Origin of the sequence: Parafannyhessea umbonata (assembly GCF_900105025.1) — a bacterium.
GTDB lineage: Bacteria > Actinomycetota > Coriobacteriia > Coriobacteriales > Atopobiaceae > Parafannyhessea > Parafannyhessea umbonata.
In genome coordinates this window covers 951,100-974,335 of sequence record NZ_LT629759.1, presented here as the reverse complement: position 1 = coordinate 974,335, position 23,236 = coordinate 951,100, and the positions used below count along the sequence as shown (strand labels likewise).

The window sequence follows — 23,236 nt, the reverse complement described above, 5'->3', positions numbered from 1 at the left end:
GGAGGGATGCAAGATGATAGTAGCCATTGACGGACCGGCGGGATCGGGCAAGTCGACGACGGCCCACGCCATCGCAGACCGGTGCAACCTCACGTTTCTTGACACCGGGGCGATGTATCGCGCCGTCACGTGGCGCTGCCTTGATGCGGGCGTGGACGTAGGCGACGACGACGCGGTATCGGCCGTGGCCGAGCGCGCGAGAATAGAGTTTGGCAAGTCTGCCGACGGCCAGACGGTGAGCATCGACGGAAGGGACGTGACGCGCCAGATCCGCACGCCGGAGGTGGACCGCAACGTGTCCGTGGTCTCCGCCTACCCCAGGGTGCGCGAGGCCATGGTGGCACGCCAGCGCGAGCTGGGTTCTGCCGGGGACGTCGTGGCAGAGGGAAGGGACATCGGCACCGTCGTCTTTCCCAACGCCGAGGTGAAGGTGTTCCTGACGGCGGACGCCGCGGCGCGCGCCCACCGCAGGGCCGTGCAGCGCGAGGGCGGCGACGCCGGCCGCGACGCCGGCGCGAAGGCCGACGCGGCCGAGGAGCAGCAGATCCTTCGGGACCTGGTGCGCCGCGACAAGCTGGACAGCTCGCGCAAGGAGTCCCCGCTGAAGCCGGCGGCAGACGCGCACATGATCGACAACTCCGCGCTCACGCCGGAGCAGGTGGTGCAGCAGATCGTGGACCTGATGGAGGCGGCGCGCGCCAAGGGCGGCGCTGCGAAGGCAGGCGAGGTCGCCCCTTTTGACAAGGGGGGCGAGTCCTTCTCGCCCAAGACGGACGGCAACGAGGCGGCACCCGCGAAGGCGGGCGTCGCGAAGAACGGCGCAGGCGAGAAGGACGCGGGCAGGCCGGCTGCGAAGGCCGCCGCAAAGCCTAAGGCGGCGGGCCGGATGCGCGCGTTCGCGGGCAACACGTTCGACGACTACTACGACCACGGGATGAAGGAGTTTCCGCTGCCGGCGCGGGCGCTTCTGGCCGTGGCAGCCGCGATCGTGTGGGCGGTCACGAAGGTTTTGTGGCCGTGGAAGATCGAGGACGTGCGGCTGCTTCGCGACGACGCGCGCGGGCGCATGATCGTGATGAACCACACCTCGATGCTCGACCCCGTGGTGATAGTCTGCGACCTTTACTTCCATGGCATCCGCGTGAGGCCGATCTCGAAGAGCGAGTTCAACAAGACGAATTTAGTGTCGTGGCTGTTCTCGCGCGCGGGGACCATTCCCGTGAAGCGCGGCACGGCGGACCTGAAGGCGGTGCGCCGAGCCCAGGCGGCCCTCACGCGCGGTGAGTGCGTGCTGGTGTTTCCCGAGGGCACGCGCATCAAGAGCGACGACCAGCCCGTCACCATCCACGGCGGGTTTGCGCTCATGGCGCAGATGGCGAAGGCGCCCGTGCAGCCCGTCGCCATCGTGGGCGCGCGCGACATCACGCCGAAGGGCACCCACTGGAAGCGCTTTGGCCGCGTGTTCTGCAAGGCGGGGGAGTGCATCGAGTTTTCGGACCTGGGCGTGAGGGGTCGCAAGCAGCAGGCGCTCAGGATGGAGGAGGTTGCGATGGAGCGCGTGTACGCGCTGCGCGACGAACTCCGTCGCGAGCACCCGGGAAAGATGTAGGAGGAACGCATGCCGACGATAGAGGTCGCCCGGGAGGCCGGTGCCTGCTATGGGGTAAACCGCGCGCTCGACTTGGTGCGCGATGCCGCGGCGCAGGCAAAGGGGCCCATCCACACGCTCGGGCCGCTCATCCACAACCCAACCGTGGTCGCTTCCCTTGCGGATGCGGGCGTCACGGTGGCAAGCGCGCCGGACGAGTACCACGGCGGCACGCTGGTGCTGCGCACGCACGGCGTCACGCCGGACGAGGAGGCCCGCGCGCGCGACGCCGCCGACAGCGTTCTGGACGCGACGTGCCCGTTTGTGGTGCGCGCCCACCGCGCGGCCGAGACGCTCACGCGCGAGGGCTACCAGGTGCTGGTGTTTGGCGAGGCGGGCCACCCCGAGGTCATGGGAACGCTCGGCAACGCGCCTGGTGCGACGGTGGTGGAGCGCCCGGAGGACGCGGACGAGCTCAAGCTTCGCCGCAAGGTGGGTATTGTGGTTCAGACCACGCAGTCCCGCGCGCGCCTGGCAGAGCTCGTGAGGCGCCTCTTGGGTCGCACGGACGAGGTCCGCGTGATGGACACCATCTGCGAGGCGACGTCTGCCCGGCAGGCCGCCGCGGCGGAGCTTGCCGCACGCGTGGACGCGATGGTGGTCATCGGCGGCAGGATGTCCGCGAACACGCGCAGGCTCGCGCAGATCTGCGCGGACGCGTGCGCGCGCACCAACCACATAGAGACGGCGGCCGAGCTCGACCCCGCGTGGTTCGCGGGCGTGGGGGCCATCGGCGTGACGGCTGGCGCATCCACCCCCCAGACGCAGATAGACGGGGTCGTGGACGCCATCCGTAGGCTCACGGGCGCCACGTGCGTCGACGCGCCCGCCCCGGGCGAGAAGGACGGGGCCCAGCCCTAGCGTCTGCCCGTGGCCCCAAGATCTTCTCGCCCCAGGCGCCACGCGCCCAGGCGTCATGAGGCGCGCTCCCGATACGGCGCGCTTTCGCTGTGTTGGTGTGGGTGCCGCTCAACCGAATAGCCCGCGCGAGCGAATGGTAGACTGAGCGTATGTGTGCCCCTATAGCAAGGAGTGATATGTCAAAGCCAATCGTCGCCGTTGTCGGCCGGCCCAACGTGGGCAAGTCCACGCTGGTGAACCGCCTCTCCGTCAATCGCGATGCAATAGTGCACGAGTCGCGCGGCGTCACGCGCGACCGCTCGTACCACGACTGCGACTGGAACGGTCGCGACTTCGTACTGATAGACACGGGCGGTATCGAGTCCGCGAAGAGCAAGGACGTGTTTGCCCCGCGCATCCGCGAGCAGGCGCTCGCCGCGTGCGACGAGGCAGACGCGATCATCTTCGTCGTGGACGGGACCGTGGGCGTCACGGACGAGGACGAGGAGGTCGCGCGCGTGGTACGGCGCTCGAAGAAGCCCGTGTTCCTGTGCGTGAACAAGCTGGACAACCCGAGCAAGGAGCTGAACAGCTGGGATTACTACTCGCTGGGCGTGGGCGAGCCGCGCGGCATTTCCGCGGGACACGGCTTTGGCACCGGCGACCTGCTGGACGACGTTGTGGCGGCGCTTCCCGAGGAGGGCGAGCCCGAGCCGGAGCGCGAGGACGGCGTGCTGAACGTCGCCATCATCGGCAGGCCGAACGTGGGCAAGTCCTCGCTCACGAACCGCCTTGCGAAACGCAACCGCTCCATCGTGAGCGACGTCGCGGGCACCACGCGCGACGCCGTCGACATCGAGATCGCATGGAAGGGCAGCCGGATCCGCCTGGTGGACACGGCCGGCATGCGAAAGAAGACCCAGGTGCACGAGGACGTGGAGTACTACAGCCTCGTGAGGGGCCTGCAGGCCATGGACAAGGCAGACGTATGCCTGCTGGTGGTTGACGCGAGCGTCGGCGTGACGGAGCAGGACCAGAAGCTCGCGGGCATGGCCATCGACCGCGGCTGCGCCATCGTGGTCGTGCTGAACAAGTGGGACCTCATCGACACGGAGGAGAAGCGCGAGGCCGTGAGGGCGTCGCTCGACCAGCGGATGACGTTCGCACGCTGGGCGCCGTCCGTCAACGTGAGCGCCCTTACGGGCCGTGCGACGGACAAGGTGCTCGCCGCGGCCGTGAAGGCGTCGGAGAACCACGCGCGCCAGGTGAAGACGTCGGAGCTGAACAGGCTCGTCACCTCCATCCGCGAGGGCGGCCACACCGTGACGTACAAGAACCGCCGCCTGAAGATCCACTACGCGACGCAGACGGGCACGAAGCCTCCGGCGCTCACGTTCTGGTGCAACGCGCCGGATTTGGTGGACGACAACTACGAGCGGTTCCTGGAGAACCGCATCCGCGAGACGTTCGACTTCGAGGGCACGCCGCTGAGGCTCAGGTTCAGGCGGAAGGACGACTAGCATGCCAACCATCGTTATCGCGACGCTCGCGTGCATGGCGGGCGCGTTTCTCATCTGCGGCATCCCGAGCGGGCTCATCATCGCCAGGCACTCCAGCGAGCACGTGGACGTGCGCAAGGTGGGCTCCGGAAACATTGGGATGACGAACGTGGCGCGCTCCGCCGGCGGCGGCGCGGCGGCGCTCACGCTCTTGTGCGACGCGGGCAAGGGCTACCTCGCCATTATGCTTGGGCGCCTCGTGGTGTCCCAGGTGGCGTTTGGCGGGGACTTCTCGCAGACGGCCGCGCTCGGGGCATCCGGCTGGTCGACGACCGCGCTGTACATGGCATGCGTGCTCGGCCACGTGTACTCGCCCTACCTGGGCTTCCACGGTGGCAAGGGCATCAGCGTGGGCCTGGGCGCAGGCCTTGGCTTCTGCTGGCCCGTCACGCTCATGATGCTCGCCGTGTTCCTGGTGCTTGCCGTGCCGACGCGCTACGTGTCGCTCGGCTCCGTGAGCGCTGCCATATCGCTTCCCATCATCTCGTTCGCGTGGGGCATCCGCGGCGTTGCGATCGTGCCGCTTCTGGTGGTGGCGGCCGTCGTGGTGTTTGCGCACAGGGGCAACATCAAGAAGCTCGCGTACGGGCAGGAGCGCAAGTTCAGCGTGCGCAAGCGCGGCGACAGGGAGGGCAGGTAGCGATGGCGGGAAGGATGGCCGTCATCGGCTCCGGCTCCTGGGGCACCGCCGCGGCGGGCCTTCTTGCGGCGCACGCGGACGACGTGCGCGTGTGGGCGCACTCGCCGAAGGTGGCCGAGGCCATCAACCGCACGCACAGGAACCCGCGGCACCTGACCGACTACGAGCTGCCGGCAAACGTGAGCGCGAGCCACGACTTCGCCCAGGTGCTCGACGGCGCCGAGTCCATGGTCATGGTCGTGCCGTCCTCGTTCCTGCGCGGAATCTGCGAGGAGCTCAAGGGGCTCGTTCCCGAGGACCTGCCCATCGTGGTCCTCACGAAGGGCATCGAGCCCGGAACGCACCTGCTCATGGCCGACGTGGTGGCGGACGTGCTGGGAAACCCGGCGCGCGTCGCGGCGCTTTCCGGCCCCAACCACGCGGAGGAGATCTGCCAGGGCCTGATATCCGCCGCTGTCGTCGCGTGCCAGAGCGAGGAGCTCGCGGCGTACTTCCAAGAGGCGTTTGTCTCGCAGGAGTTTCGCGTGTACCGCTCGCAGGACATCAAGGGCGTCGAGGTGTGCGCGGCCGTGAAGAACGTCGTCGCGATCGCGTGCGGCATCTGCGCGGGCCTGGGCCTTGGCGACAACACGCTCGCGGTCCTCATGACCCGCGGCCTCGCGGAGATCAGCCGGATCGTGTGCGCCGTGGGCGGCGACCCCATGACGTGCATGGGCCTGGCCGGCATGGGCGACCTCGTGGCGACCTGCACTTCTCGTCACTCGCGCAACCGCACGTTTGGCGAGGCGTTCTCGCACGGCGAGAGCCTCGAGGACTACGAGGAGCGCACCGGCATGGTGGTGGAGGGTGCACGAGCGGCGCAGAGCACGTGGGAGCTCGCGCGGGAGCTTGGCATAGAGGCTCCGCTCACGAATGCCGTCCACTCGATTCTGTATGATGGGACGGAACTGGGCGAGGCGGCCCAGCTGCTTTTGGACCGTGACCCGCACGTGGAGTTCTACGGTCTCGACACAAGGGAATAGAGCGCAGGGGAGAAGATCGAAGACATGTCAAACGAAAGCGTACTGATTGCACCGTCGGTCCTCTCGGCCGATTTCACGCGTCTGGGCGAGGAACTCGAGAGCATAGCGAACGCGGACCTCGTCCACTACGACGTGATGGACGGGCACTTCGTGCCGAACCTGAGCTTTGGCACGGAGATCCTACGCCAGGCGAAGGCCGCGACGAAGCTTCCCCTGGACGTGCACCTCATGGTGACGAACCCCGAGGAGCAGGTGCCGTGGTACCTCGAGGCCGGGGCGGACGTCGTGACGTTCCACTACGAGGCCCAGACGCACGCGGACAGGCTCGTGGGGCTCATCCACGACGCCGGAGCGAAGGCGTGCGTCGCTCTTAACCCGGGCACGCCGGTGGTCGCGCTCGACGCGATCCTGGACGAGCTCGACATGGTGCTGGTGATGACGGTGAACCCCGGCTTTGGCGGGCAGAGCTTCATCCCGGGCTCCATCGGGAAGCTGAGGGCCCTGCGCAGGATGTGCGCGGAGCACGGCGTGAGCCCTCTCGTCGAGGTGGACGGAGGCATCGGCGCGGACAACGTGGGCGAGGTTGTCGCCGCGGGCGCGAACGTGATAGTAGCCGGAAGCAAGGTGTTCAAGGCGGCGGACCACGCCGCGGCGATTGAGGAGCTCCGCCGCAACGGCACCATGGGGCTCGCCAAGAGGGCATAGGGATGCAGAAGAATAACTACGTGTACCTGGACTATGCGGCCTCCGCGCCCATGTGCGAGGAGGCCATCGAGGCCGAGCGCGCATACGAGGAGTCCGAGATAGCGGGCGCGAACCCGAACTCTCTCCATACGCTCGGTCGCATGGCGTATGCAAAGTTGGAGCAGTGCCGTCGCGACATCGCGCGCTGCGTGGGCGGCGGCTTCAGGCCGTCGGACGTGGTGTTCACCTCGGGCGGCACCGAGTCGAACAACCTCGCGCTGTACGGCATGGCCGAGGGCGCGCGCGACCGCGACCGCAAAAGGACGAGGGTCATCGTGTCTGCCATCGAGCACGACAGCGAGCTCGACGTGGTGCCGGCGCTGCGCGGACGCGGCTTCGAGGTGGAGCTCGCCCGGCCAAACCGCGAGGGCGTCGTGACGGAGGAGGCCGTGCGGAAGCTGCTGGGTCCGGACGTGGCGCTCGTGAGCGTGATGAGCGCGAACAACGAGACCGGCGTCGTGCAGCCAGTGGGAAAGATCGCCCGCGCGGCGCACGAGGCGGGCGCGCTGTTCCACACGGACGCGGTGCAGGCGTTCGGGCGCATACCGCTCGACGTGGACCAGGCGGATGCCGTGAGCATCGCGGCGCACAAGATCGGCGGCCCGGTGGGCATAGGCGCGCTCATGGTGCGCTCGCGCTGTCCCTTGAGGCCCCAGAGCTTCGGCGGCGGTCAGGAGCAGGGGCGTCGCCCCGGCACGCAGGACGTGCGCGGCGCGCTCGCGTTTTCGGCTGCGGCGAGGCGCTGCGCGGACGGCCTGGAGCGTACCCGCGAGCTTGTCCAGGGCAGGGCGAACGCGCTCTTCTCGCGCCTGTGTGCGGAGGGGACGGGCATCCTGCCCACGGTGAGCGCCACGGTGGACGAGGGGCGCCTGCCTGGGATGGTCTCCGTCATGGTGCCGAGCCTGGACTCCGAGACGCTCATACTGAAGCTTGACCAGGCGGGGTTCGAGGTGTCCGCGGGATCGGCGTGCTCGTCTGGCTCGCTCGACCCCAGCCACGTGCTCTCCGCCATGGGGATCGCCCGGGGCGACGCCCTGGGATCGCTCAGGATTTCGTTCGACGAGCGCGTGGGCGAGGACGACCTGGACCGCTTCGCGGACGCACTGCTCGACATCGTCTTAAGCAACCGGAGGTAGACATGAACGACTACGAGGCGCTCCTGCGCCTTCAGCAGATTGACCTGGAGCTCATGCGCGACAGTCGCAGGCTCAAGGCGATGCCGCAGCAGAAGAGGATCGCCGCGGCCGACGCGGCGAAGCGCAAGGTCGCCGGCGAGCTCACGAAGATCGTGGGCCAGCGAAAGGACGCCGAGCTCGAGCTTCAGGACGCAGAGGCGGAGCACGAGCACCTGATGCAGAAGACGGACGAGGTGAAGGCCCTTGCGCAGGAGGGCGACTACCGCCAGGCGTCAAGCATCGAGCAGCAGCTGACCTCGCTCGCCAAGAAGATGGAGAAGATCGAGTTCAACTACAAGGAGATGTCCGACCGCCTGAAGCGTCTGCAGAAGGCCGAGAGGAACGCACGCGACCTGGACGCGAAGATCGACGAGGAACGCACGGCACAGCAGGCGTCGTTCGAGCGCGAAACCGCGGACATAATGGCGCGGGTGCGCCAGCTGGCCGAGGAGCGCAAGCGCATGGTCGCCGCGCTGGACGAGGACACGCTCGCGCGCTACGACGCCGCGGCGAAGCGCTTTGGCGGACTGGCCGTTGAGAAGCTGGAGGGAAACGTGCCCTCGATCTGCCGGGTGAAGCTGCAGCCGAGCCTGTTCAGCGACCTGAAGCACGCCGGGTCGATCACGGAGTGCCCGTACTGCCACCGCCTGCTGGTGACCGAGGAGGTCGCCGACTGATGGCCAACGTGACGTTGGTGGTGTGCGGCGGCATTGCGGCGTACAAGGCGTGCGAGGTCTTGCGTGGCCTGCAGAAGGCCGGCTGCGACGTGCGCGTTGCCATGACGCAGGACGCGACGCGCTTCGTGGGCGCCACCACGTTCGGGGCGCTTACGCACCACGAGGTCGTGACGTCGCTCTATGGCATGCACGAGACGGCCATCCCGCACGTGGAGGCCGCGGACTTCGCGGACCTGGTGCTCGTGGTGCCCGCGACGGCGAACGTGATGGCGAAGATGGCGTGCGGCATCGCGGACGACGCGGCAACGGCAACGATCCTGGCGGCGCACTCGGACGTGCTGGTGGCGCCGGCCATGAACGTGAACATGTGGCGCAACCCCGCGACGCAGGCGAACGTGGCGCTGCTGCGCGAGCGCGGCATACGCTTCGTGATGCCAGCGTCCGGCGAGCTTGCCTGCGGGTACGTGGGCGAGGGCAAGCTCGCGCCCGTGGAGGACATCGTGGCCGCGGCGCTTGACCTTCTTGGCAAGGCCGAAGGCGTGGTTTACGCGCAAGGGAAGGGCGCAGGCGAGAAGGACGCGGCGCTTGCGGGCAAAAACATAGTCGTGACGGCGGGGCCCACCCACGAGGCGATCGACCCCGTGCGCTACATCGCGAACGCGTCCACCGGCAAGATGGGCTATGCCATCGCGCGCGAGGCCGCACGCCGCGGCGCGCACGTGACGCTCGTGAGCGGCCCGACGGCGCTTGAGGCACCCGAAGACGTGCGCCGCGTGGACGTGGTGAGCGCCGCCCAGATGTACGAGGCGGCGCTTGCGGCGTTCGAGGGGGCGGACGCGGCGATATGTGCCGCCGCGGTGGCGGACTACACGCCGAAGGCGCCGGCGGACCACAAGCTGAAGAAGACGGCGGAGCGCCTGGACCGCATCGAGCTCGTGGAGACGGCGGACATCCTGCGCGACCTGAGCGCACGCAAGGGTGGGCGCGTCGTGGTGGGGTTTGCGGCCGAGACGGACGACCTTCTTGCCCACGCGCGCCAGAAGCTTGCGCGCAAGGGCTGCGACCTCATCGTTGCGAACGACGTGAGCAGGGCCGACAGCACGTTTGGGTCTGACACGGACCGCGTGGCCTTCGTGTACCCTGACCGCGTGGAGCAGATGGAGACCCTGCCGCTCGAGCGCGTGGCGGCAGAGCTGCTGGACAGGCTCGGCACCCTCCTGGGAGAGGTGCGCTAGGGTGGGCGCGATCACGATCGGCTGCCACCTGTCCACGTCCGGCGGATACGAGGCCATGGGCAGGACGGCGCTCGAGATCGGCGCGAACACGTTCGCGTTCTTCACGCGCAACCCCAGGGGCGGAAGCGCGAAGGCGCTGGACCCGAAGGACGTGGAGGCGCTTCTCGCCCTGATGGGCACGCACGGCTTTGGGAGGCTCGTGGCGCACGCGCCGTACACCATGAATCTGTGCTCGGCCACGCCCAGGACCGTGGAATTTGCGCGCGAGGCCATGGCCGGTGACCTTGAGCGCATGGAGGCGCTGCCGGGCAACTACTACAACTTCCATCCCGGCAGCCACGTGAGGCAGGGGGCTGATCGCGGCATCGAGCTCATCTGCGAGGGGCTGAACCAGGTGCTCGTGCGCGGGCAGCGCACGCGCGTGCTGCTGGAGACCATGGCCGGCAAGGGCACGGAGGTGGGTCGGAGCTTCGAGGAGTTGGCGCGCATCATCGACGGCACGCACGAGGACCAGCTGCTTGGCGTGTGCCTGGACACGTGCCACGTGAGCGACGCCGGCTACGACGTGGCGGGCGACCTGGATGGCGTGCTGGACGAGTTCGACCGCGTGATCGGCCTCGACCGGCTGTGCGCGCTGCACCTGAACGACTCGAAGAACCCCCGCGGCTCGCACAAGGACCGCCACGAGAAGATCGGCGTGGGCACGCTGGGCCTGGACGCCTTCCGCGCGGTGGTGAGAAACCCCAGGACGCGCGACCTGCCGATGATACTGGAGACGCCGAACGACCTTGCGGGGTACAAGCGCGAGATTGTGCTTCTGCGTGGGCTCGCGGCGGACGTGGAGGAATAGCTTTGGGAATTCTTATTGGCTGCGAGCACCTGAGCATGGAGTGGCCGGGCAAGCAGGTGCTGCGCGACCAGACCATAGGCATCAACGAGGGCGAGCGCATAGGCATCGTCGGCAGGAACGGCGACGGAAAGTCGACGCTTCTGGAGCTGGTGGCGAAGCGCCTGGAGCCGGACTCTGGCAAGGTGACGTACCGAAACAACATCGAGGTTGGCATGCTTGCCCAGGACGACGCGCTCGACGACGCGGACACGGTGGAGCACGCCGTGGTGGGCGACGTGCCGGAGTACGTGTGGGCATCCGACCCCAAGGTGCGCTCCATCGTGGACGAGCTTCTGGGCGACGTGGACTGGCACGCAAGGGTGGGCGAGCTCTCTGGCGGGCAGCGCCGACGTTGCGACCTGGCGCGCGTGCTCGTGGGCACGTGGGACGTGATCCTGATGGACGAGCCCACGAACCACCTGGACATGGGCGCGATCACGTGGCTTGCGCGCCACCTGAGGCACCGCTGGCAGCAGGGGCAGGGCGCCCTTCTCGTCGTGACGCACGACCGCTGGTTTCTGGACGAGGTGTGCGAGCACATGTGGGAGGTGCACGACGGGGTCATCGACCCGTTCGAGGGCGGCTACTCCGCGTACATACAGCAGCGCGTGGAGCGTCAGCGCCAGGCGGCCGTGACGGAGGAGCGCCGCCAGAACACCCTGCGCAAGGAGCTCAACTGGCTCGCGCACGGCGCGAAGGCGCGCTCGAGCAAGCCAAAGTTCAGGATCGACGCCGCGATGGCGCTTCTGGCGGACGACCCGCCGCTGCGCAACACCACCGAGCTCAAGCGCCTTGCCGTGAGCCGCCTGGGCAAGCAGGTGATGGAGCTTAAGAACGTGAGCGCCGGCTACGGCGACCGCCAGGTGCTGAGCGACGTGAACTGGCTCATAGGGCCGGGCGACCGCTACGGCATCCTGGGCGAGAACGGCGCCGGCAAGTCCACGCTCCTGAAGGTGATGACGGGCCGCATGCTGCCGAGCGCCGGCTACGTGAAGATCGGCAAGTCCGTGAAGTTCGGCATCCTTTCGCAGCACCTGGACCAGCTGCGCGAGAAGGACGACTGGCGCGTGGAGGAGCTCCTGGCCACGTTCAAGAAGTACTACGTGGTGGACGGCAAGCCGCAGAGCCCGGAGCAGCTGCTGGAGCGCCTGGGCTTCGAGCGCAGGGAGTTCCCGACGTTCATAAAGGACCTGTCCGGCGGCCAGAGGCGGCGCCTGTCGATACTGTGCGTCCTTCTCCGCGAGCCCAACGTGCTCATCCTGGACGAGCCCGGAAACGACCTCGACACGGACATGCTCGCCGTGCTGGAGGACCTCCTTGACACGTGGCCGGGCACGCTCATTTTGGTGAGCCACGACCGCTACCTGATGGAGCGCGTGACGGACGACCAGTTTGCCCTGATAGACGGCCACGTGCGCCATGTGCCGGGCGGCGTGGACGAATACCTATCGCTTTTGGATGGCAGCATACAAAAGTCGAATTCGACAAGCGGTGCCGCTACGCCTAACGTGGATGCGCAGGGCGAGAAGGACGCCGGCCAGGCGCCGACGGGCCTTTCCAACGCCGAGCGCCGCGAGCTGAAGAAGCGCTACGACGCCGTGGCGCGCAAGCTGCAGAAGCTCGAGGGCGAGCCGGAGCGGCTGCGTGCGCGCATGGCGGGGCTTGACGCATCGGACTACCAGGGCCTCATGGACGCGCAGGCCCAGATAGACGAGGTGGAGGCGCAGGTGGACGAGCTCGAGACGGAGTGGATAGAGCTTTCGGACCGGCTGGGCCTGGACTAGCCGCAAAGGGGAGTCGTTTTGCGGGAGCTGCTGAGCAAGTACCTGCGGGGATACCGCGGGCGCGTGACCGTGGGCATGACGGTCAAGGTGGTGGAGGTCGTGTTCGACCTCATGACGCCCATGATCGTGGCGCGCATGATAGACGTGGGCGTCGCGCGCCACGACGCGCGCTACGTGCTGAGGATGGGCGCGCTTTTGGTGTGCCTCTCGTGCGTGGGCTATTGCTTCACGCTGGTGTGCCAGAGGATGGCGGCCCTGGTGTCGCAGGGCATGGGCACGGACCTGCGCGACGCGCTCTTCCGCAAGACGATGGAGCTCTCCGCCGAGGACGTGGACCGCTTTGGCACGCCGTCCCTTACCACGCGCATCACGAACGACGTGAACCAGGTGCAGGTGGCGATCGCCCTGGGCATCCGCCAGCTCATACGCTGGCCGCTTCTGGCCGTGGGCTCCATGGTGGCCGCGCTTCTGATCGACGTCCGCCTAGGCTGCATCTTCCTTCTGTGCACGCCGCTCATCGCGCTCGTGTTCTGGTTCGTGATGTCGCGCGCCGTGCCGTACTTCCGGCAGATGCAGACGCGCCTTGACCGCGTGAGCCTCATCACGCGCGAGTCGCTTTCCGGCGTGCGCGTCATACGCGCGTTCCGTCGCGAGAAGGACGAGTTTGACCGCTTTAGCCGTGCCGCGAACGACCAGGCCGCCACGGCCGTGGCCGCGGGCAGGCTGACGGCGCTTCTGAGCCCGGCCACGTTCGTGGTGCTGAACGCCGGCGTGGTCGCCATCCTGTGGAGCGGCGCGTTTCGCGTGAGCGCGGGCGACCTAACGCAGGGGGAGGTCATGGCGTTCGTCAACTACATGACGCAGACGCTTCTGGCCGTGGCATACGTGGCGAACCTCGTGGTCACGTTCACGCGCGGGTCGGCCTCAGCGCAGCGCATCATGGAGGTGCTGGACGCGAGGCCGGCCCTTGCGCAGACGGCGACGGACGACGTGAGGCTCCCCGCCCGCGGAGCTGCGCCGGCCGTGGGCATGAGGGACGCCACGTTCTGCTATGCGGGCTCCTCGCAGCCGGCGCTCGCGCACGTGACGCTTGACGTGCGCGAGGGGGAGACCCTGGGCGTCATAGGCGGCACGGGCTCGGGCAAGTCGACGCTGGCGCAGCTTCTGCCGCGCCTGTACGACACCACGTCCGGCAGTGTGAGCGTGCTCGGGCGCGACGTGCGCGAGTGGCCGCTGGACCAGCTGCGCTCCACCGTGGCCATCGTGCCGCAGCGGGCATCGCTCATGACGGGGACGGTCCGCTCGAACCTGACGTGGAGAAAGCCTGACGCGACGGACGAGGAGCTGTGGGACGCTCTCGCTCTTGCTCAGGCGGACGACTTCGTGAGGGCGAAGCCGGCGGGACTCGACGAGCCGGTTGAGGCCGACGGCAAGAACTTCAGCGGCGGCCAGCGCCAGCGCCTCACCATCGCGCGTGCCCTCGTGGGGTCGCCGCGCATTGTGGTGCTGGACGACTCCGCCTCCGCACTCGACTTCGCGACGGACGCGCGCCTGAGGCAGGCCCTGGCCTCGCTTTCGGGCACGACGACGAGCGTCGTCGTTTCTCAGCGCGTGAGCGCGGTTATGGGTGCCACGAAGGTGCTCGTGCTCGACCACGGCCACGTGGCCGGCATCGGCACGCACGCGGAGCTGCTGCGCACGTGCGCGCTGTACCGCGAGATCTGCCTGTCGCAGCTCTCGCCGGAGGAGGTGTCCGCATAATGGCAAATCCGTATGCAGCCGGCGGATCTGCCGCCGCAACCATATCCACGGTCCGCGGCAACGCGGGCGCGGGGGAAGGTCCCAACCAGGAGATGGACGTCACCGGCTACGGCGTGGGCACGGTGCTGCGCCGCGTCATGCGCTACGTGGGGCCGCACCTGCCGCTTCTGGTGGTGGCGTTCTTGACGGCTGCCGCGTCCGTCGTGCTGCAGCTGTACGTTCCGGTGCTCATAGGCAACGCCATCGACTGCATGGTCGCCGCCGGCCGCGTGGACTTCGCGCGCCTCGCGCCCATCCTGCAAAGGCTCGCCTCTGTGGTGGCCGCCGCGGGCGCGTGCCAGTGGGTGCAGGGCTACTGCACGAACCGCCTCTCGTACAACACGGCGCGCGACCTGCGCGTGGACGCATACGGCAAGCTCGAGCGCCTGCCGCTCTCGTTCGTGGACTCGCACTCCCACGGCGACCTTCTGTCCCGCGTGATAAACGACGTGGACCAGGTGAGCGACGGCCTGCTGCAGGGCTTCACGCAGCTGTTCAACGGCGTTGCCACCATCGTGGGCACAATCGCGTTCATGCTTTCCATCTCCGTGTCCGTCGCGCTCGTGGTCATCCTGCTCACGCCGCTCTCCGTGCTGGCGGCAGGCATCATAACGCGCAAGTCCGCGGCGTCGTTCGCGGCGCAGCAGGCGCTCCAGGGCGAGCTCGGCGGATTCGCGGAGGAGGTCATCGGCAACCAGAAGCTCGTGACGGCGTTTGCGCACGCGCCGGCAGACGTTGCCACGTTTGGCCGCGTAAACTCCCGGCTGTACGAGAAGGGCGTGCGTGCGCAGTTCATAAGCAGCCTCAGCAACCCGTCCACCAGGCTCGTGAACAACATCACGTACGCCGCGGTCGCGATCGCCGGTTGCGCGAGCGTCATATCTGGCTGGCCCACGCCGCTTACCGTGGGCCAGGTGCAGAGCTTCCTCTCGTACGCAAACCAGTACATGAAGCCGTTCAACGAGATTTCCGCCGTCGTGACGCAGGTACAGACCGCGTTCGCCTCCGCGCGGCGCCTGCTCGCGCTCATGGACGCCGTGGAGGAGGAGCCCGACGCCCCAACCGCGAAGGCGCTTCCGGCGCCGCGTGGCGAGCTCGAGATGGACCACGTGTGCTTCTCGTACACGAAGGACCGCCCGCTTCTTCAGGACGTGTGCATCCACGTGCCGGCCGGCAAGCGCTTTGCGCTGGTGGGCCCCACCGGCTGCGGCAAGACGACGCTCATCAATCTGCTGCTGCGATTCTACGACGTGGACGGCGGCACCATCACGCTCGACGGCGCGGACACGCGCGGCCTCACGCGGCAGAGCCTGCGCTCCGCGTTCGGCATGGTGCTGCAAGAGACGTGGCTGTTCGAGGGCACGGTGCGCGACAACATCGCCTACGGCGTGCCGGGCGCCACGGACGAGCAGGTGGTCGCCGCGGCAAGACGCGCCCACGCGCACAAGTTCATCATGCAGCTGCCCCAGGGCTACCAGACGCTGGTGGGCGAGGGCGGAGGCGCCCTTTCGCAGGGGCAGCGCCAGCTGCTGTGCATAGCCCGCGTCATGATGTGCGACCCGGCGGTGCTCTTGCTCGACGAGGCCACGAGCTCCATCGACACCCGCACGGAGCTGCAGGTGCAGGACGCGTTCGACCGCATGATGGAAGGCCGCACGTCGCTTGTGGTCGCACACAGGCTCTCGACCGTGCGCAACGCGGACTGCATCATCGTCATGCGCGACGGCCGCGTGGTGGAGAAGGGCACGCACGACGAGCTGCTGGCCGCCGGCGGGTTCTATCGCGACCTCTACCAGAGCCAGTTCGCCCGCTAACCGAGGCATGCGGCGCCACCTTCCGTCCCGCAACTAGCATATGGAACGCCGGGCGTGCCCCGGTGGCCACTGCGAGACGGAGGGACCGATGGACGGTACCACAATATATGACGCGCTCGTGATAGGCGCCGGCGTGAGCGGGTGCTCCATAGCCCGCGAGCTCAGCCGCCTGGACGGGCGCTTTCTTGTGCTCGAGGCGGAGGACGACGTGTGCGCCGGCACGTCGAAGGCAAACTCCGCCATCGTGCACGCCGGCTTCGACGCGAAGACCGGCACGCTCATGGCGAAGCTCAACGTGGAGGGCAACGCCCTGTTTCCGCAGCTCGCACGCGAGCTGGGCTTTGCGTTCGACCGCATAGGCTCGCTCGTGGTGTGCACGCGTCAGGAGGACATGCCAGCGCTCGAGGCGCTGCTCGAGCGCGGCCGCGCAAACGGCGTGCCGGAGCTTCGCATCGTGGGGCGCGAGGAGCTCGTGCGGATGGAGCCAAACATCGCGGACGGGGCCGTCGCGGCGCTGTGGGCGCCCACGGCCGGCATCTGCGACCCGTTTGCGCTCACGGCCGCGCTGGCGGAAAGCGCGGCCACAAACGGCGTGCGCTTCCGCTTCAACGCGCGGGTCACGGCGGTTGGGCCCGCGACGCTTGACGGCGGCGCGCCCGGCTGGAAGGTGACGGCCGGAAACGCCACGTTCTTCTCGCGCGTTGTCATAAACGCGGCCGGCGTGTACGCGGACCAGATTCACAACATGGTGAGCGCGGACACGCTCACGATCACCCCGCGCCGCGGCGAGTACGAGCTCTTGGACACCACGGCCGGCTCCCACGTGCGCCACACCGTGTTCATGTTGCCCACCAAGATGGGCAAGGGCGTGCTCGTGACGCCAACGGTCCACGGAAACCTGCTGGTGGGGCCCACCGCAGACGACATCGAGGACAAGCGCGGCACCCAGACCACGCCGGAGGGGCTCAAGACCGTGCGCCGCAAGAGCGCGCTCACGGTGAAGGACATCCCGTTCCGCGAGACCATCACGTCGTTCTCCGGCCTGCGCGCGCACCAGCCGGGGCACGAGTTCATCATTGGCCCCGTTGCCGGTGCGCCGGGATTTCTGGATTGCGCCGGCATCGAGAGCCCCGGACTCACCGCGTGCCCCGCCATCGGTCGCATGGTGGCCGCGCAGGCAAACGAGATCCTGGGCCTGCCGCGCAACCAGTCGTTCGAGCCGCGCCGTCGCCCCATCCCCGATCTGAAGCGCATAAGCCAGGCAGAGTGGGAGCGCCTGATAGAGCGCGACCCGGCATACGGCACCATCGTGTGCCGCTGCTGCCGCGTGAGCGAGGCGCAGATCCGCGACGCCTGCCGCCGCGTGCCGGGAGCGCGCTCGCTCGACGGCGTGAAGCACCGCACCGGCGCGTGCATGGGCCGCTGCCAGGCGGGGTTCTGCACGCCGCGCATCATGGAGATCCTGGCCGAGGAGGTCGACGGCCTCGCCATGGAGGACGTCACGAAGTGCGGGCCGGGCTCGCGCATGGTCGTGGGCCACGACAAGCAGGCGGAGGGAGGCAAGCGCCATGACTAGCACAACAGCGAGTGCCATGACTAGCACAACTGCGGGTGCCATGACCGGCGCAAAGGACAGCGTGGGCGAGAAGAACGCCGCCGCGGCCGATGCCGTGCCAGAGCTGGCGCGCGACATCGTGGTCGTGGGCGGGGGCTCCGCAGGCCTTGCCGCCGCCATTGCCGCGCACGACGCCGGCGTCGAGTCCGTGCTGGTGCTTGAGCGCGAGCCGCAGCTGGGCGGCATCCTCAACCAGTGCATCCACAACGGCTTTGGCCTCCACACGTTCAAGGAGGAGCTCACGGGCCCGGAGTACGCGGCCCGCTATGTGGCACGGGCGCGCGAGCGCAACATCGAGCGCATGCTGAGGACCACGGTGCTGGACGTGTCCCCGGAGCGCGTGGTGACGGCCGTCAGCGCGGAGCGCGGCATCTTCCGCGTGCGCGCGAGGGCCGTGGTGCTTGCGATGGGCTGCCGCGAGCGGCCGCGCGGCGCGCTGGACATCTGCGGCACGCGCCCGGCCGGCGTGTACACGGCCGGCACGGCGCAGCGTCTGGTAAACATCGACGGCCTGCTGCCGGGGCGTGAGGTCGTGATCCTGGGCTCCGGTGACATAGGGCTCATCATGGCGCGCAGGCTCACGCTCGAGGGAGCGCACGTGGCATGCGTGGCGGAGCTCATGCCGTACTCCGGCGGCCTCAAGCGCAACATCGTGCAGTGCCTGGACGACTTTGGCATACCGCTCAAGCTCTCGCACACCGTGGTGAACGTGGAGGGCGAGCGCCGCGTAGAGGCCGTCACCATCGCCAAGGTGGACGAGCACCTGCGCCCCATACCCGGCACGGAGGTGCGCTACCCGTGCGACACGCTGCTGCTCTCCGTGGGGCTGCTGCCGGAAAACGAGCTCAGCCGACAGGCCGGCGTGCGCATAAACCCCGTCACGCGCGGCGCGTACGTGAACGACCAGCTCATGACCAGCGTTCCGGGCGTGTTTGCCTGCGGCAACGTTCTGCACGTGCACGACCTGGTGGATTACGTGAGCGAGGAGTCCGCGCACGCCGGTGCGTGCGCCGCGCGCTACGTGCAAGAGGGCGCGGGCGAGAAGGACGACCCCGCCGCCGCGACCGAGCTTCCCATAGAGGCCACGGGCGGGGTGCGCTACACCGTGCCCTCGTTTGTCTCGCCCGGGCGCATGGCGGATGCGATGAAGCTGCGTTTTCGCGTGGGCGCGGTCTACCAGGACCGCTACGTGTCCGTCTACGTGGGAGATCGTCGCGTGTCGCACCGTCGCAAGCCCGTGATGGCACCGGGCGAGATGCAGGAGGTTACGCTGAGGCGGGCCGACCTTGCGGACGCTCGCCCCGGGGATGCCGTCCGCGTTCTGCTGGAGGATGAGTAGCATGTCGCAGGAAACGAGAGGCGCCGCATGCGACGTCACGCTCACGTGCATACGCTGCCCCAAGGGCTGCCAGGTGACGGTGACGCTGGAAGGCGGCCAGGTCACGTCCGTCGCGGGCAACGGCTGTCCGCGCGGAGACGCGTACGTCCGCAAGGAGGTGACGGACCCCACGCGCGTGGTGACGACGGTGGTGCCCGTGAGTGGGTCTGACGTTGCGCGCATGGTATCGGTCAAGACCGCGGGCGACGTGCCGAAGGCGAAGGTGCTGGACGTTGTGCGCGCGCTTTCGGACGTGAGCATGGCGGCGCCGGTGCACATTGGCGACGTGGTGCTTGCGGACGTCTGCGGCACGGGCGTGGACGTGATCGCCACGAAGGACGTGTAGCCCGCGGCCCTACGCCGCGCGGGCCGCGGGCCGTGCCTCGACGCACCACGTCCTGCGGCCCCACGTCCCGCGGCCCTAAAAAGGATCCTACAGCGCCTCCCAGCGGCAGCGGCGCATGTCGACCCTGCCGCTGGGTGTAAACGCAACGCCCTCGTCCTCAAGCATGGCGCGCTGGGCGCCGGGCCCGCCAAACGCGAAGCCGGGCGCGAGGGATCCGTCCGCAAACACCACGCGGTGGCACGGCACGCCGCCGGCGACGCCGGGACTCGCGTGCATGGCAAAGCCCACGTAACGCGCCTTGCGCGGCTCTCCCATCATCGCGGCTATCTGCCCGTACGTCGCCACGCGGCCGCACGGTATCTGTCGCACCACGTTGTATGCGCGTTCGAAAAAGCCCTCGTCCATGCGTGCCCCCATCTGCTATGTTTGCTAGGTACAATATCCCACGGCGCCGGCCGTGCCAACAGAGAAGGACAGCATGACGGAAAGCGACCTGAACCAGCTCGTAAGCCAGACCGCGGCGCCGCAGGACACACGCCCTCTTCGCTCGCAGGAGCGGTCGCGCACGCGTGCGACGCACACGGTGGTACACGGCGACATGAACGGCGAGAACCGCCTGTTTGGCGGTCGCCTCATGGAGTGGATAGACGAGGCTGCCGGCATCGCCGCGCGCCGACACTGCGGAGGCTCCGTCACAACGGCGTGCGTAGACAGCCTGGTGTTCAAGAACCCGGCCTACCTCAACGAGATCGTGGTTATCGACGCGTACGTCACGTACGTCGGCAGGACGTCGCTCGAGGTGCGTGTGGACTCCTACGTGGAGGACGTCGCGACGGGGGAGCGCAAGCAGATCAACGTCGCCTACCTCACGGAGGTCTGCGTAGGGGAGGATGAGCGACCCCGGCGAATTCCGTTTGGCCTGAAGCTCGAAACGGAAGAACAGCGCAACGAGTGGCACATGGCGCAGATTCGCAAGATGATACGCCGCGAGCGCCAGGAGCAGGGCATCTAGCGGTCGTCGGGTCATCGTCGGCGATTGATTTTCGAAAATTGTCGCAATTTCCGCTTGCCCCGTACTTCTCGTCCTGCTATATTATTCAACCGCAGGCGGGCGAGAGCCCAAACGCACAAACGGGTGGTGGCGCAGCTTGGTAGCGCACTTGACTGGGGGTCAAGGGGTCGCTGGTTCGAATCCAGTCCACCCGACCACGAAACCGCAGGTCAGAGGCTTAAGCCTCTGACCTTTTTCTTTAGGTGTCCTATTTTGTGTCCTATTTGTGTCCTGTAAAACGTGCAACTGGGTTCTTCTGATGTCCCGAAATGTCCTATTTTGCAATAGGGGGAAACTCCTCGGCGAACGGTTGCGATACGCGTCTTCGTGCAGTATCGCCACATCAGGAATGCGTCAGTTTGCGCGCCTCTATGGGGCTCCCAAGCCGGCCTGCGCGCATGAGGTCAGGCCGCCGTTCGACCTCTCGCCTTCGCATAGTGGCTCGCCTGTCGACAAGTGCCCGAGACTCTGCACGCAGCATACGAACCATCGGCCTGCCTTGTGTATCCTCGGCTTGGGCGCTTGTGAAGGAACCGTGGCGTCCTGGGGGAATTCCCGGCCATTGCGGACGACGCGGACAGCGGGGGACAGGCCGGCAGACGCGGCCAGAGGCACCGACACCAGCGGATAGCATGCGAATCGTCAGGTAACCCAAGGGCGTCACGCTCCATCCGAGGATGGGAGGTGACACCAGATGAGGGAAGGCGACACGCATGCAGGAAGAGCAGACACCAGACCTCTCCCGGATGAACCGGCCGCTCAGCACGCAGGAGGTCTCGCGGTACCTCGGGCTCTGCGAGCGCCAGGTCCTGCGCATGGTCCATAACGGGCAGATCCCAGCAAAGAAGTTCGGCCACAACTGGTACTACTCGCCAAGGAAGATCGCCCAGCTGGTCGGGATGCTGGACCAATGACGCCGCCCATGGGAGTGGCGTCATGCGTTTTCCGCGAAGGCTGCCGTTGCAGAAGCTTGCAGAAGGCTGTCCCGTGGCCTGCCGACGGGGGATGCTCCATCCCGCCGTATCCTCGCTGTCGAGGGGCAAGGGGGTCCAGATGAGTCGTCGGGAAATCGGAAGCAGCTTGGACATGATATCGGCGGACGAGGCCGCGAGGATCCTCAGGGTCTCCCCGAGGACGGTAAGGCGGCTCTGCATGGACCGGAAGATCCCCGCCGTCAAGGTGGGCAGCCAGTGGCGCATCGACAGGACGGAGCTCATGAGGACGCTAGCCAGGGACAGCAGGATGTCCTGCTGGCTCGGAATGGATGGCAAATAGGCTCGGATCCCGTCTGCGGTCGGTCTCGCGCGGCGTCTCGAATGGAGCTGATCAGAGATGAGACAGACCACAAAAGCAGAGAGAATCAACGGCAGCCGCAGCACCATCCTCATCAAGGAGTACTACTCCGTCGAGGAGGTCTCCCGCCTCCTGCACATCAGCGAGAGGACGGTGAGGGAGCTCGCGCACCGCGAGGAGGACCCGCTCCCGTTCCGGCTCCTCTTCGGGCAGCAGAGGAACTCCTTCATACACCGCGAGGACCTCATGGACTGGCTCGAGTCGAACTCGCAGCTCGTCCGTGACGCCGCGAAGAAGCAGATGGGCCAGGCGTGATGCAAAGTCACTCGGCCGGCGAGTTCGCCACGGTGTACCGCTTCATGACAGAGGGGCTGGGGCTCCGGGGATCAGACCTCCTCGTCTACGCGAGGGTCTTCAGCTTCTGCCAGGAGGAGGGCGGAACCTACTTCGAGTCGGCCGAGAGCTGCGCCGCGTTCCTGAACATGTCGGAGAGACAGGTCAGAAGGTCCCTCGGGAACCTCGTCTCGAGGGACCTCATAGCAGAGACCGCCGATGCCGAGACGTGCCCGAGGGGCAGGGCCTTCGTCCTTCGCAGGGAGGCCGTCAGCGCGGCGATAACGCGCGTGGAGGGCGGCGAGACCACGGACAAATTGTCCGCGGGCAAGTCGGGAAGCGGACATATTGTCCGCGGCTCCGGACATCCTGGCCACGGCCGCGGACAGATTGTCCGCCCCTATATAGATAGAAGAGAAGAGTAGAACGAATCTCATATGAGAGACCGGAGAGGAGACGGGCGCAGTGGGCTCGATTGGCAGGATCGGCGCGGACGCGGAATGCGACGGGCGGCAGCCATGTCGCCAGACGCTCGTGACGCCCGAGGAGGCGATTGCGCGGGGGCTGGTCCGCGAGGTCCCGCCTCCCGCGAGGTGCGCGTACTGCGGGAGGCCGCTCAGGCCGCTCGGAGTCCCCGTCTTCGGGAGCGTCGCCTGGGTGTCGCACGAGCCATGCGAATGCGAAGGGGCCGAGCGCGAGAGGAGGGAGGAGGAGAGGAGGGCCCTGGACGAGATGGCCGCGGAGAGGGAGCGCAGGCTCGAGAGGTCGGGGATCCCGCTCAGGTTCCGAAAGGCGACCCCAACAGAGGCCCGGTGCGCCGCCTATGCGGATGCCCTTCCCGGGTCGGGGCCCAACGGGCTCTTCATCCACGGACCGGTCGGCACGGGGAAGACCCACAACGCGGCGGCGGTCGCCATAGCGGCCACGGACCGGGGGCTAAGGACCGTCTTCACCTCGGCAATCGCCATATTCTCGAGCATCAGGGAGACCTTCGACGGGGGAGGCTCGAGCAAGAGGGCCCTCGAGAGGTACTCGTCGTGCGAGATGCTGGTCCTGGACGACCTGGGCAAGGAGTCCAGCTCGAGGTGGTCCCTCATGACGCTGTTCGCCATCGTCAACGCCAGGTACGAGGGCATGAGGCCGACGGTCGTCACGTCGCAGTACACGCTGTCGCAGCTGAGGTCGAGGCTCGCGTCGACCGGCGAGGCGGAGACGGCCACCGCCATAGCCTCGCGAATCGCCGCGACGTGCGCCGACGTGGAGCTCACGGGACCTGACCTGAGGAGAGGCGCCTTTGGACCCCGAGGGACGCAACCTAAACAGAGGACATATTCTGTCGCAAGTCGATCAATACTCGAAAACTTCAAGTAGGGCATTTTGTCGTTATGTCTGG

23 protein-coding genes and 1 tRNA gene are annotated in these 23,236 nt (G+C 67.7%); 23 read left to right on the top strand and 1 reads right to left on the bottom strand.

Features of this window, described 5'->3' with window-relative positions; translation table 11 throughout:
- Nucleotides 1-13: 13 nt before the first annotated feature.
- The 16 genes from cmk (at nucleotide 14) to BLT96_RS04425 (ending at nucleotide 19,166) form a co-directional block, all read left to right on the top strand.
- Nucleotides 14-1,609 (top strand): (d)CMP kinase, encoded by a 1,596-nt coding sequence (gene cmk / locus BLT96_RS04500; protein ID WP_090862079.1) that lies wholly within the window; start codon nucleotides 14-16, stop codon nucleotides 1,607-1,609.
- Nucleotides 1,610-1,618: 9 nt separating this feature from the next.
- Complete coding sequence (gene ispH / locus BLT96_RS04495; RefSeq protein WP_090862077.1) at nucleotides 1,619-2,509, top strand: 4-hydroxy-3-methylbut-2-enyl diphosphate reductase; 891 nt, start codon at nucleotides 1,619-1,621, stop codon at nucleotides 2,507-2,509.
- 176 nt (nucleotides 2,510-2,685) lie between these two features.
- Nucleotides 2,686-4,008 carry a ribosome biogenesis GTPase Der gene (gene der, locus BLT96_RS04490; RefSeq protein WP_090862075.1) on the top strand — a complete coding sequence of 441 codons (1,323 nt, stop codon included), beginning with the start codon at nucleotides 2,686-2,688 and terminating at the stop codon, nucleotides 4,006-4,008.
- A gap of 1 nt (nucleotide 4,009) precedes the next feature.
- Nucleotides 4,010-4,687 carry a glycerol-3-phosphate acyltransferase gene (locus BLT96_RS04485; protein ID WP_090862073.1) on the top strand — a complete coding sequence of 226 codons (678 nt, stop codon included), beginning with the start codon at nucleotides 4,010-4,012 and terminating at the stop codon, nucleotides 4,685-4,687.
- Nucleotides 4,688-4,689: 2 nt separating this feature from the next.
- Nucleotides 4,690-5,709, top strand: coding sequence for an NAD(P)H-dependent glycerol-3-phosphate dehydrogenase (locus BLT96_RS04480; RefSeq protein ID WP_090862071.1), 1,020 nt, complete (start codon nucleotides 4,690-4,692; stop codon nucleotides 5,707-5,709).
- Between the two features lie 24 nt (nucleotides 5,710-5,733).
- Nucleotides 5,734-6,414 carry a ribulose-phosphate 3-epimerase gene (gene rpe, locus BLT96_RS04475; RefSeq protein ID WP_090862069.1) on the top strand — a complete coding sequence of 227 codons (681 nt, stop codon included), beginning with the start codon at nucleotides 5,734-5,736 and terminating at the stop codon, nucleotides 6,412-6,414.
- 2 nt (nucleotides 6,415-6,416) lie between these two features.
- On the top strand, nucleotides 6,417-7,589 hold the full coding sequence (locus BLT96_RS04470; protein ID WP_090862067.1) for a cysteine desulfurase family protein: 1,173 nt from the start codon (nucleotides 6,417-6,419) through the stop codon (nucleotides 7,587-7,589).
- A 2-nt stretch (nucleotides 7,590-7,591) separates the two neighbouring features.
- Nucleotides 7,592-8,305 carry a zinc ribbon domain-containing protein gene (locus BLT96_RS04465; RefSeq protein WP_090862065.1) on the top strand — a complete coding sequence of 238 codons (714 nt, stop codon included), beginning with the start codon at nucleotides 7,592-7,594 and terminating at the stop codon, nucleotides 8,303-8,305.
- Nucleotides 8,305-9,540: a bifunctional phosphopantothenoylcysteine decarboxylase/phosphopantothenate--cysteine ligase CoaBC gene (gene coaBC, locus BLT96_RS04460; RefSeq protein ID WP_090862063.1), complete on the top strand. Its 1,236-nt coding sequence runs from the start codon at nucleotides 8,305-8,307 to the stop codon at nucleotides 9,538-9,540. The genes BLT96_RS04465 and coaBC overlap by 1 nt, the downstream gene beginning before the upstream one ends.
- 1 nt (nucleotide 9,541) lies before the next feature.
- The gene (locus BLT96_RS04455) at nucleotides 9,542-10,390 is read left to right on the top strand and encodes a deoxyribonuclease IV (protein WP_272867361.1); all 849 of its coding nucleotides are present in this window, start codon (nucleotides 9,542-9,544) and stop codon (nucleotides 10,388-10,390) included.
- Between the two features lie 2 nt (nucleotides 10,391-10,392).
- Nucleotides 10,393-12,213, top strand: coding sequence for an ABC-F family ATP-binding cassette domain-containing protein (locus tag BLT96_RS04450; RefSeq protein WP_090862061.1), 1,821 nt, complete (start codon nucleotides 10,393-10,395; stop codon nucleotides 12,211-12,213).
- A gap of 18 nt (nucleotides 12,214-12,231) precedes the next feature.
- Nucleotides 12,232-13,974 (top strand): ABC transporter ATP-binding protein, encoded by a 1,743-nt coding sequence (locus BLT96_RS04445; RefSeq protein WP_172824980.1) that lies wholly within the window; start codon nucleotides 12,232-12,234, stop codon nucleotides 13,972-13,974.
- Nucleotides 13,974-15,827: an ABC transporter ATP-binding protein gene (locus BLT96_RS04440; protein WP_090862059.1), complete on the top strand. Its 1,854-nt coding sequence runs from the start codon at nucleotides 13,974-13,976 to the stop codon at nucleotides 15,825-15,827. Before BLT96_RS04445 ends, BLT96_RS04440 begins: the two co-directional genes overlap by 1 nt.
- 88 nt (nucleotides 15,828-15,915) lie before the next feature.
- Complete coding sequence (locus BLT96_RS04435) at nucleotides 15,916-17,403, top strand: NAD(P)/FAD-dependent oxidoreductase (RefSeq protein ID WP_197674390.1); 1,488 nt, start codon at nucleotides 15,916-15,918, stop codon at nucleotides 17,401-17,403.
- Nucleotides 17,396-18,781 (top strand): NAD(P)/FAD-dependent oxidoreductase, encoded by a 1,386-nt coding sequence (locus tag BLT96_RS04430; RefSeq protein WP_245719325.1) that lies wholly within the window; start codon nucleotides 17,396-17,398, stop codon nucleotides 18,779-18,781. Before BLT96_RS04435 ends, BLT96_RS04430 begins: the two co-directional genes overlap by 8 nt.
- Before the next feature lies 1 nt (nucleotide 18,782).
- On the top strand, nucleotides 18,783-19,166 hold the full coding sequence (locus BLT96_RS04425; RefSeq protein WP_090862055.1) for a DUF1667 domain-containing protein: 384 nt from the start codon (nucleotides 18,783-18,785) through the stop codon (nucleotides 19,164-19,166).
- A gap of 87 nt (nucleotides 19,167-19,253) precedes the next feature.
- Here the strand turns inward: BLT96_RS04425 and BLT96_RS04420 are convergent, their stop codons facing one another.
- On the bottom strand, nucleotides 19,254-19,571 hold the full coding sequence (locus BLT96_RS04420) for an MGMT family protein (protein ID WP_172824979.1): 318 nt from the start codon (nucleotides 19,569-19,571) through the stop codon (nucleotides 19,254-19,256).
- A 73-nt stretch (nucleotides 19,572-19,644) separates the two neighbouring features.
- Here BLT96_RS04420 and BLT96_RS04415 point away from each other — a divergent pair, with 73 nt between their 5' ends.
- The 7 genes from BLT96_RS04415 to BLT96_RS04385 all read left to right on the top strand — a co-directional run bounded on the left by BLT96_RS04415 (nucleotide 19,645) and on the right by BLT96_RS04385 (nucleotide 23,214).
- Entirely contained in the window at nucleotides 19,645-20,178 is a 534-nt protein-coding gene (locus BLT96_RS04415; protein WP_090862054.1) for an acyl-CoA thioesterase, read from the top strand.
- Between the two features lie 120 nt (nucleotides 20,179-20,298).
- Nucleotides 20,299-20,375, top strand: a tRNA-Pro gene (locus tag BLT96_RS04410).
- Between the two features lie 555 nt (nucleotides 20,376-20,930).
- Entirely contained in the window at nucleotides 20,931-21,131 is a 201-nt protein-coding gene (locus tag BLT96_RS04405; protein WP_090862052.1) for a helix-turn-helix domain-containing protein, read from the top strand.
- Nucleotides 21,132-21,270: 139 nt separating this feature from the next.
- Entirely contained in the window at nucleotides 21,271-21,492 is a 222-nt protein-coding gene (locus BLT96_RS10565) for a helix-turn-helix domain-containing protein (protein ID WP_154434968.1), read from the top strand.
- A gap of 57 nt (nucleotides 21,493-21,549) precedes the next feature.
- Nucleotides 21,550-21,825 carry a helix-turn-helix domain-containing protein gene (locus tag BLT96_RS04395; protein WP_090862048.1) on the top strand — a complete coding sequence of 92 codons (276 nt, stop codon included), beginning with the start codon at nucleotides 21,550-21,552 and terminating at the stop codon, nucleotides 21,823-21,825.
- Nucleotides 21,822-22,268: a helix-turn-helix domain-containing protein gene (locus tag BLT96_RS04390; protein WP_157692158.1), complete on the top strand. Its 447-nt coding sequence runs from the start codon at nucleotides 21,822-21,824 to the stop codon at nucleotides 22,266-22,268. The genes BLT96_RS04395 and BLT96_RS04390 overlap by 4 nt, the downstream gene beginning before the upstream one ends.
- Nucleotides 22,269-22,308: 40 nt before the next feature.
- Nucleotides 22,309-23,214 (top strand): ATP-binding protein, encoded by a 906-nt coding sequence (locus tag BLT96_RS04385; protein WP_090862044.1) that lies wholly within the window; start codon nucleotides 22,309-22,311, stop codon nucleotides 23,212-23,214.
- The last annotated feature ends 22 nt before the right edge of the window (nucleotides 23,215-23,236 follow it).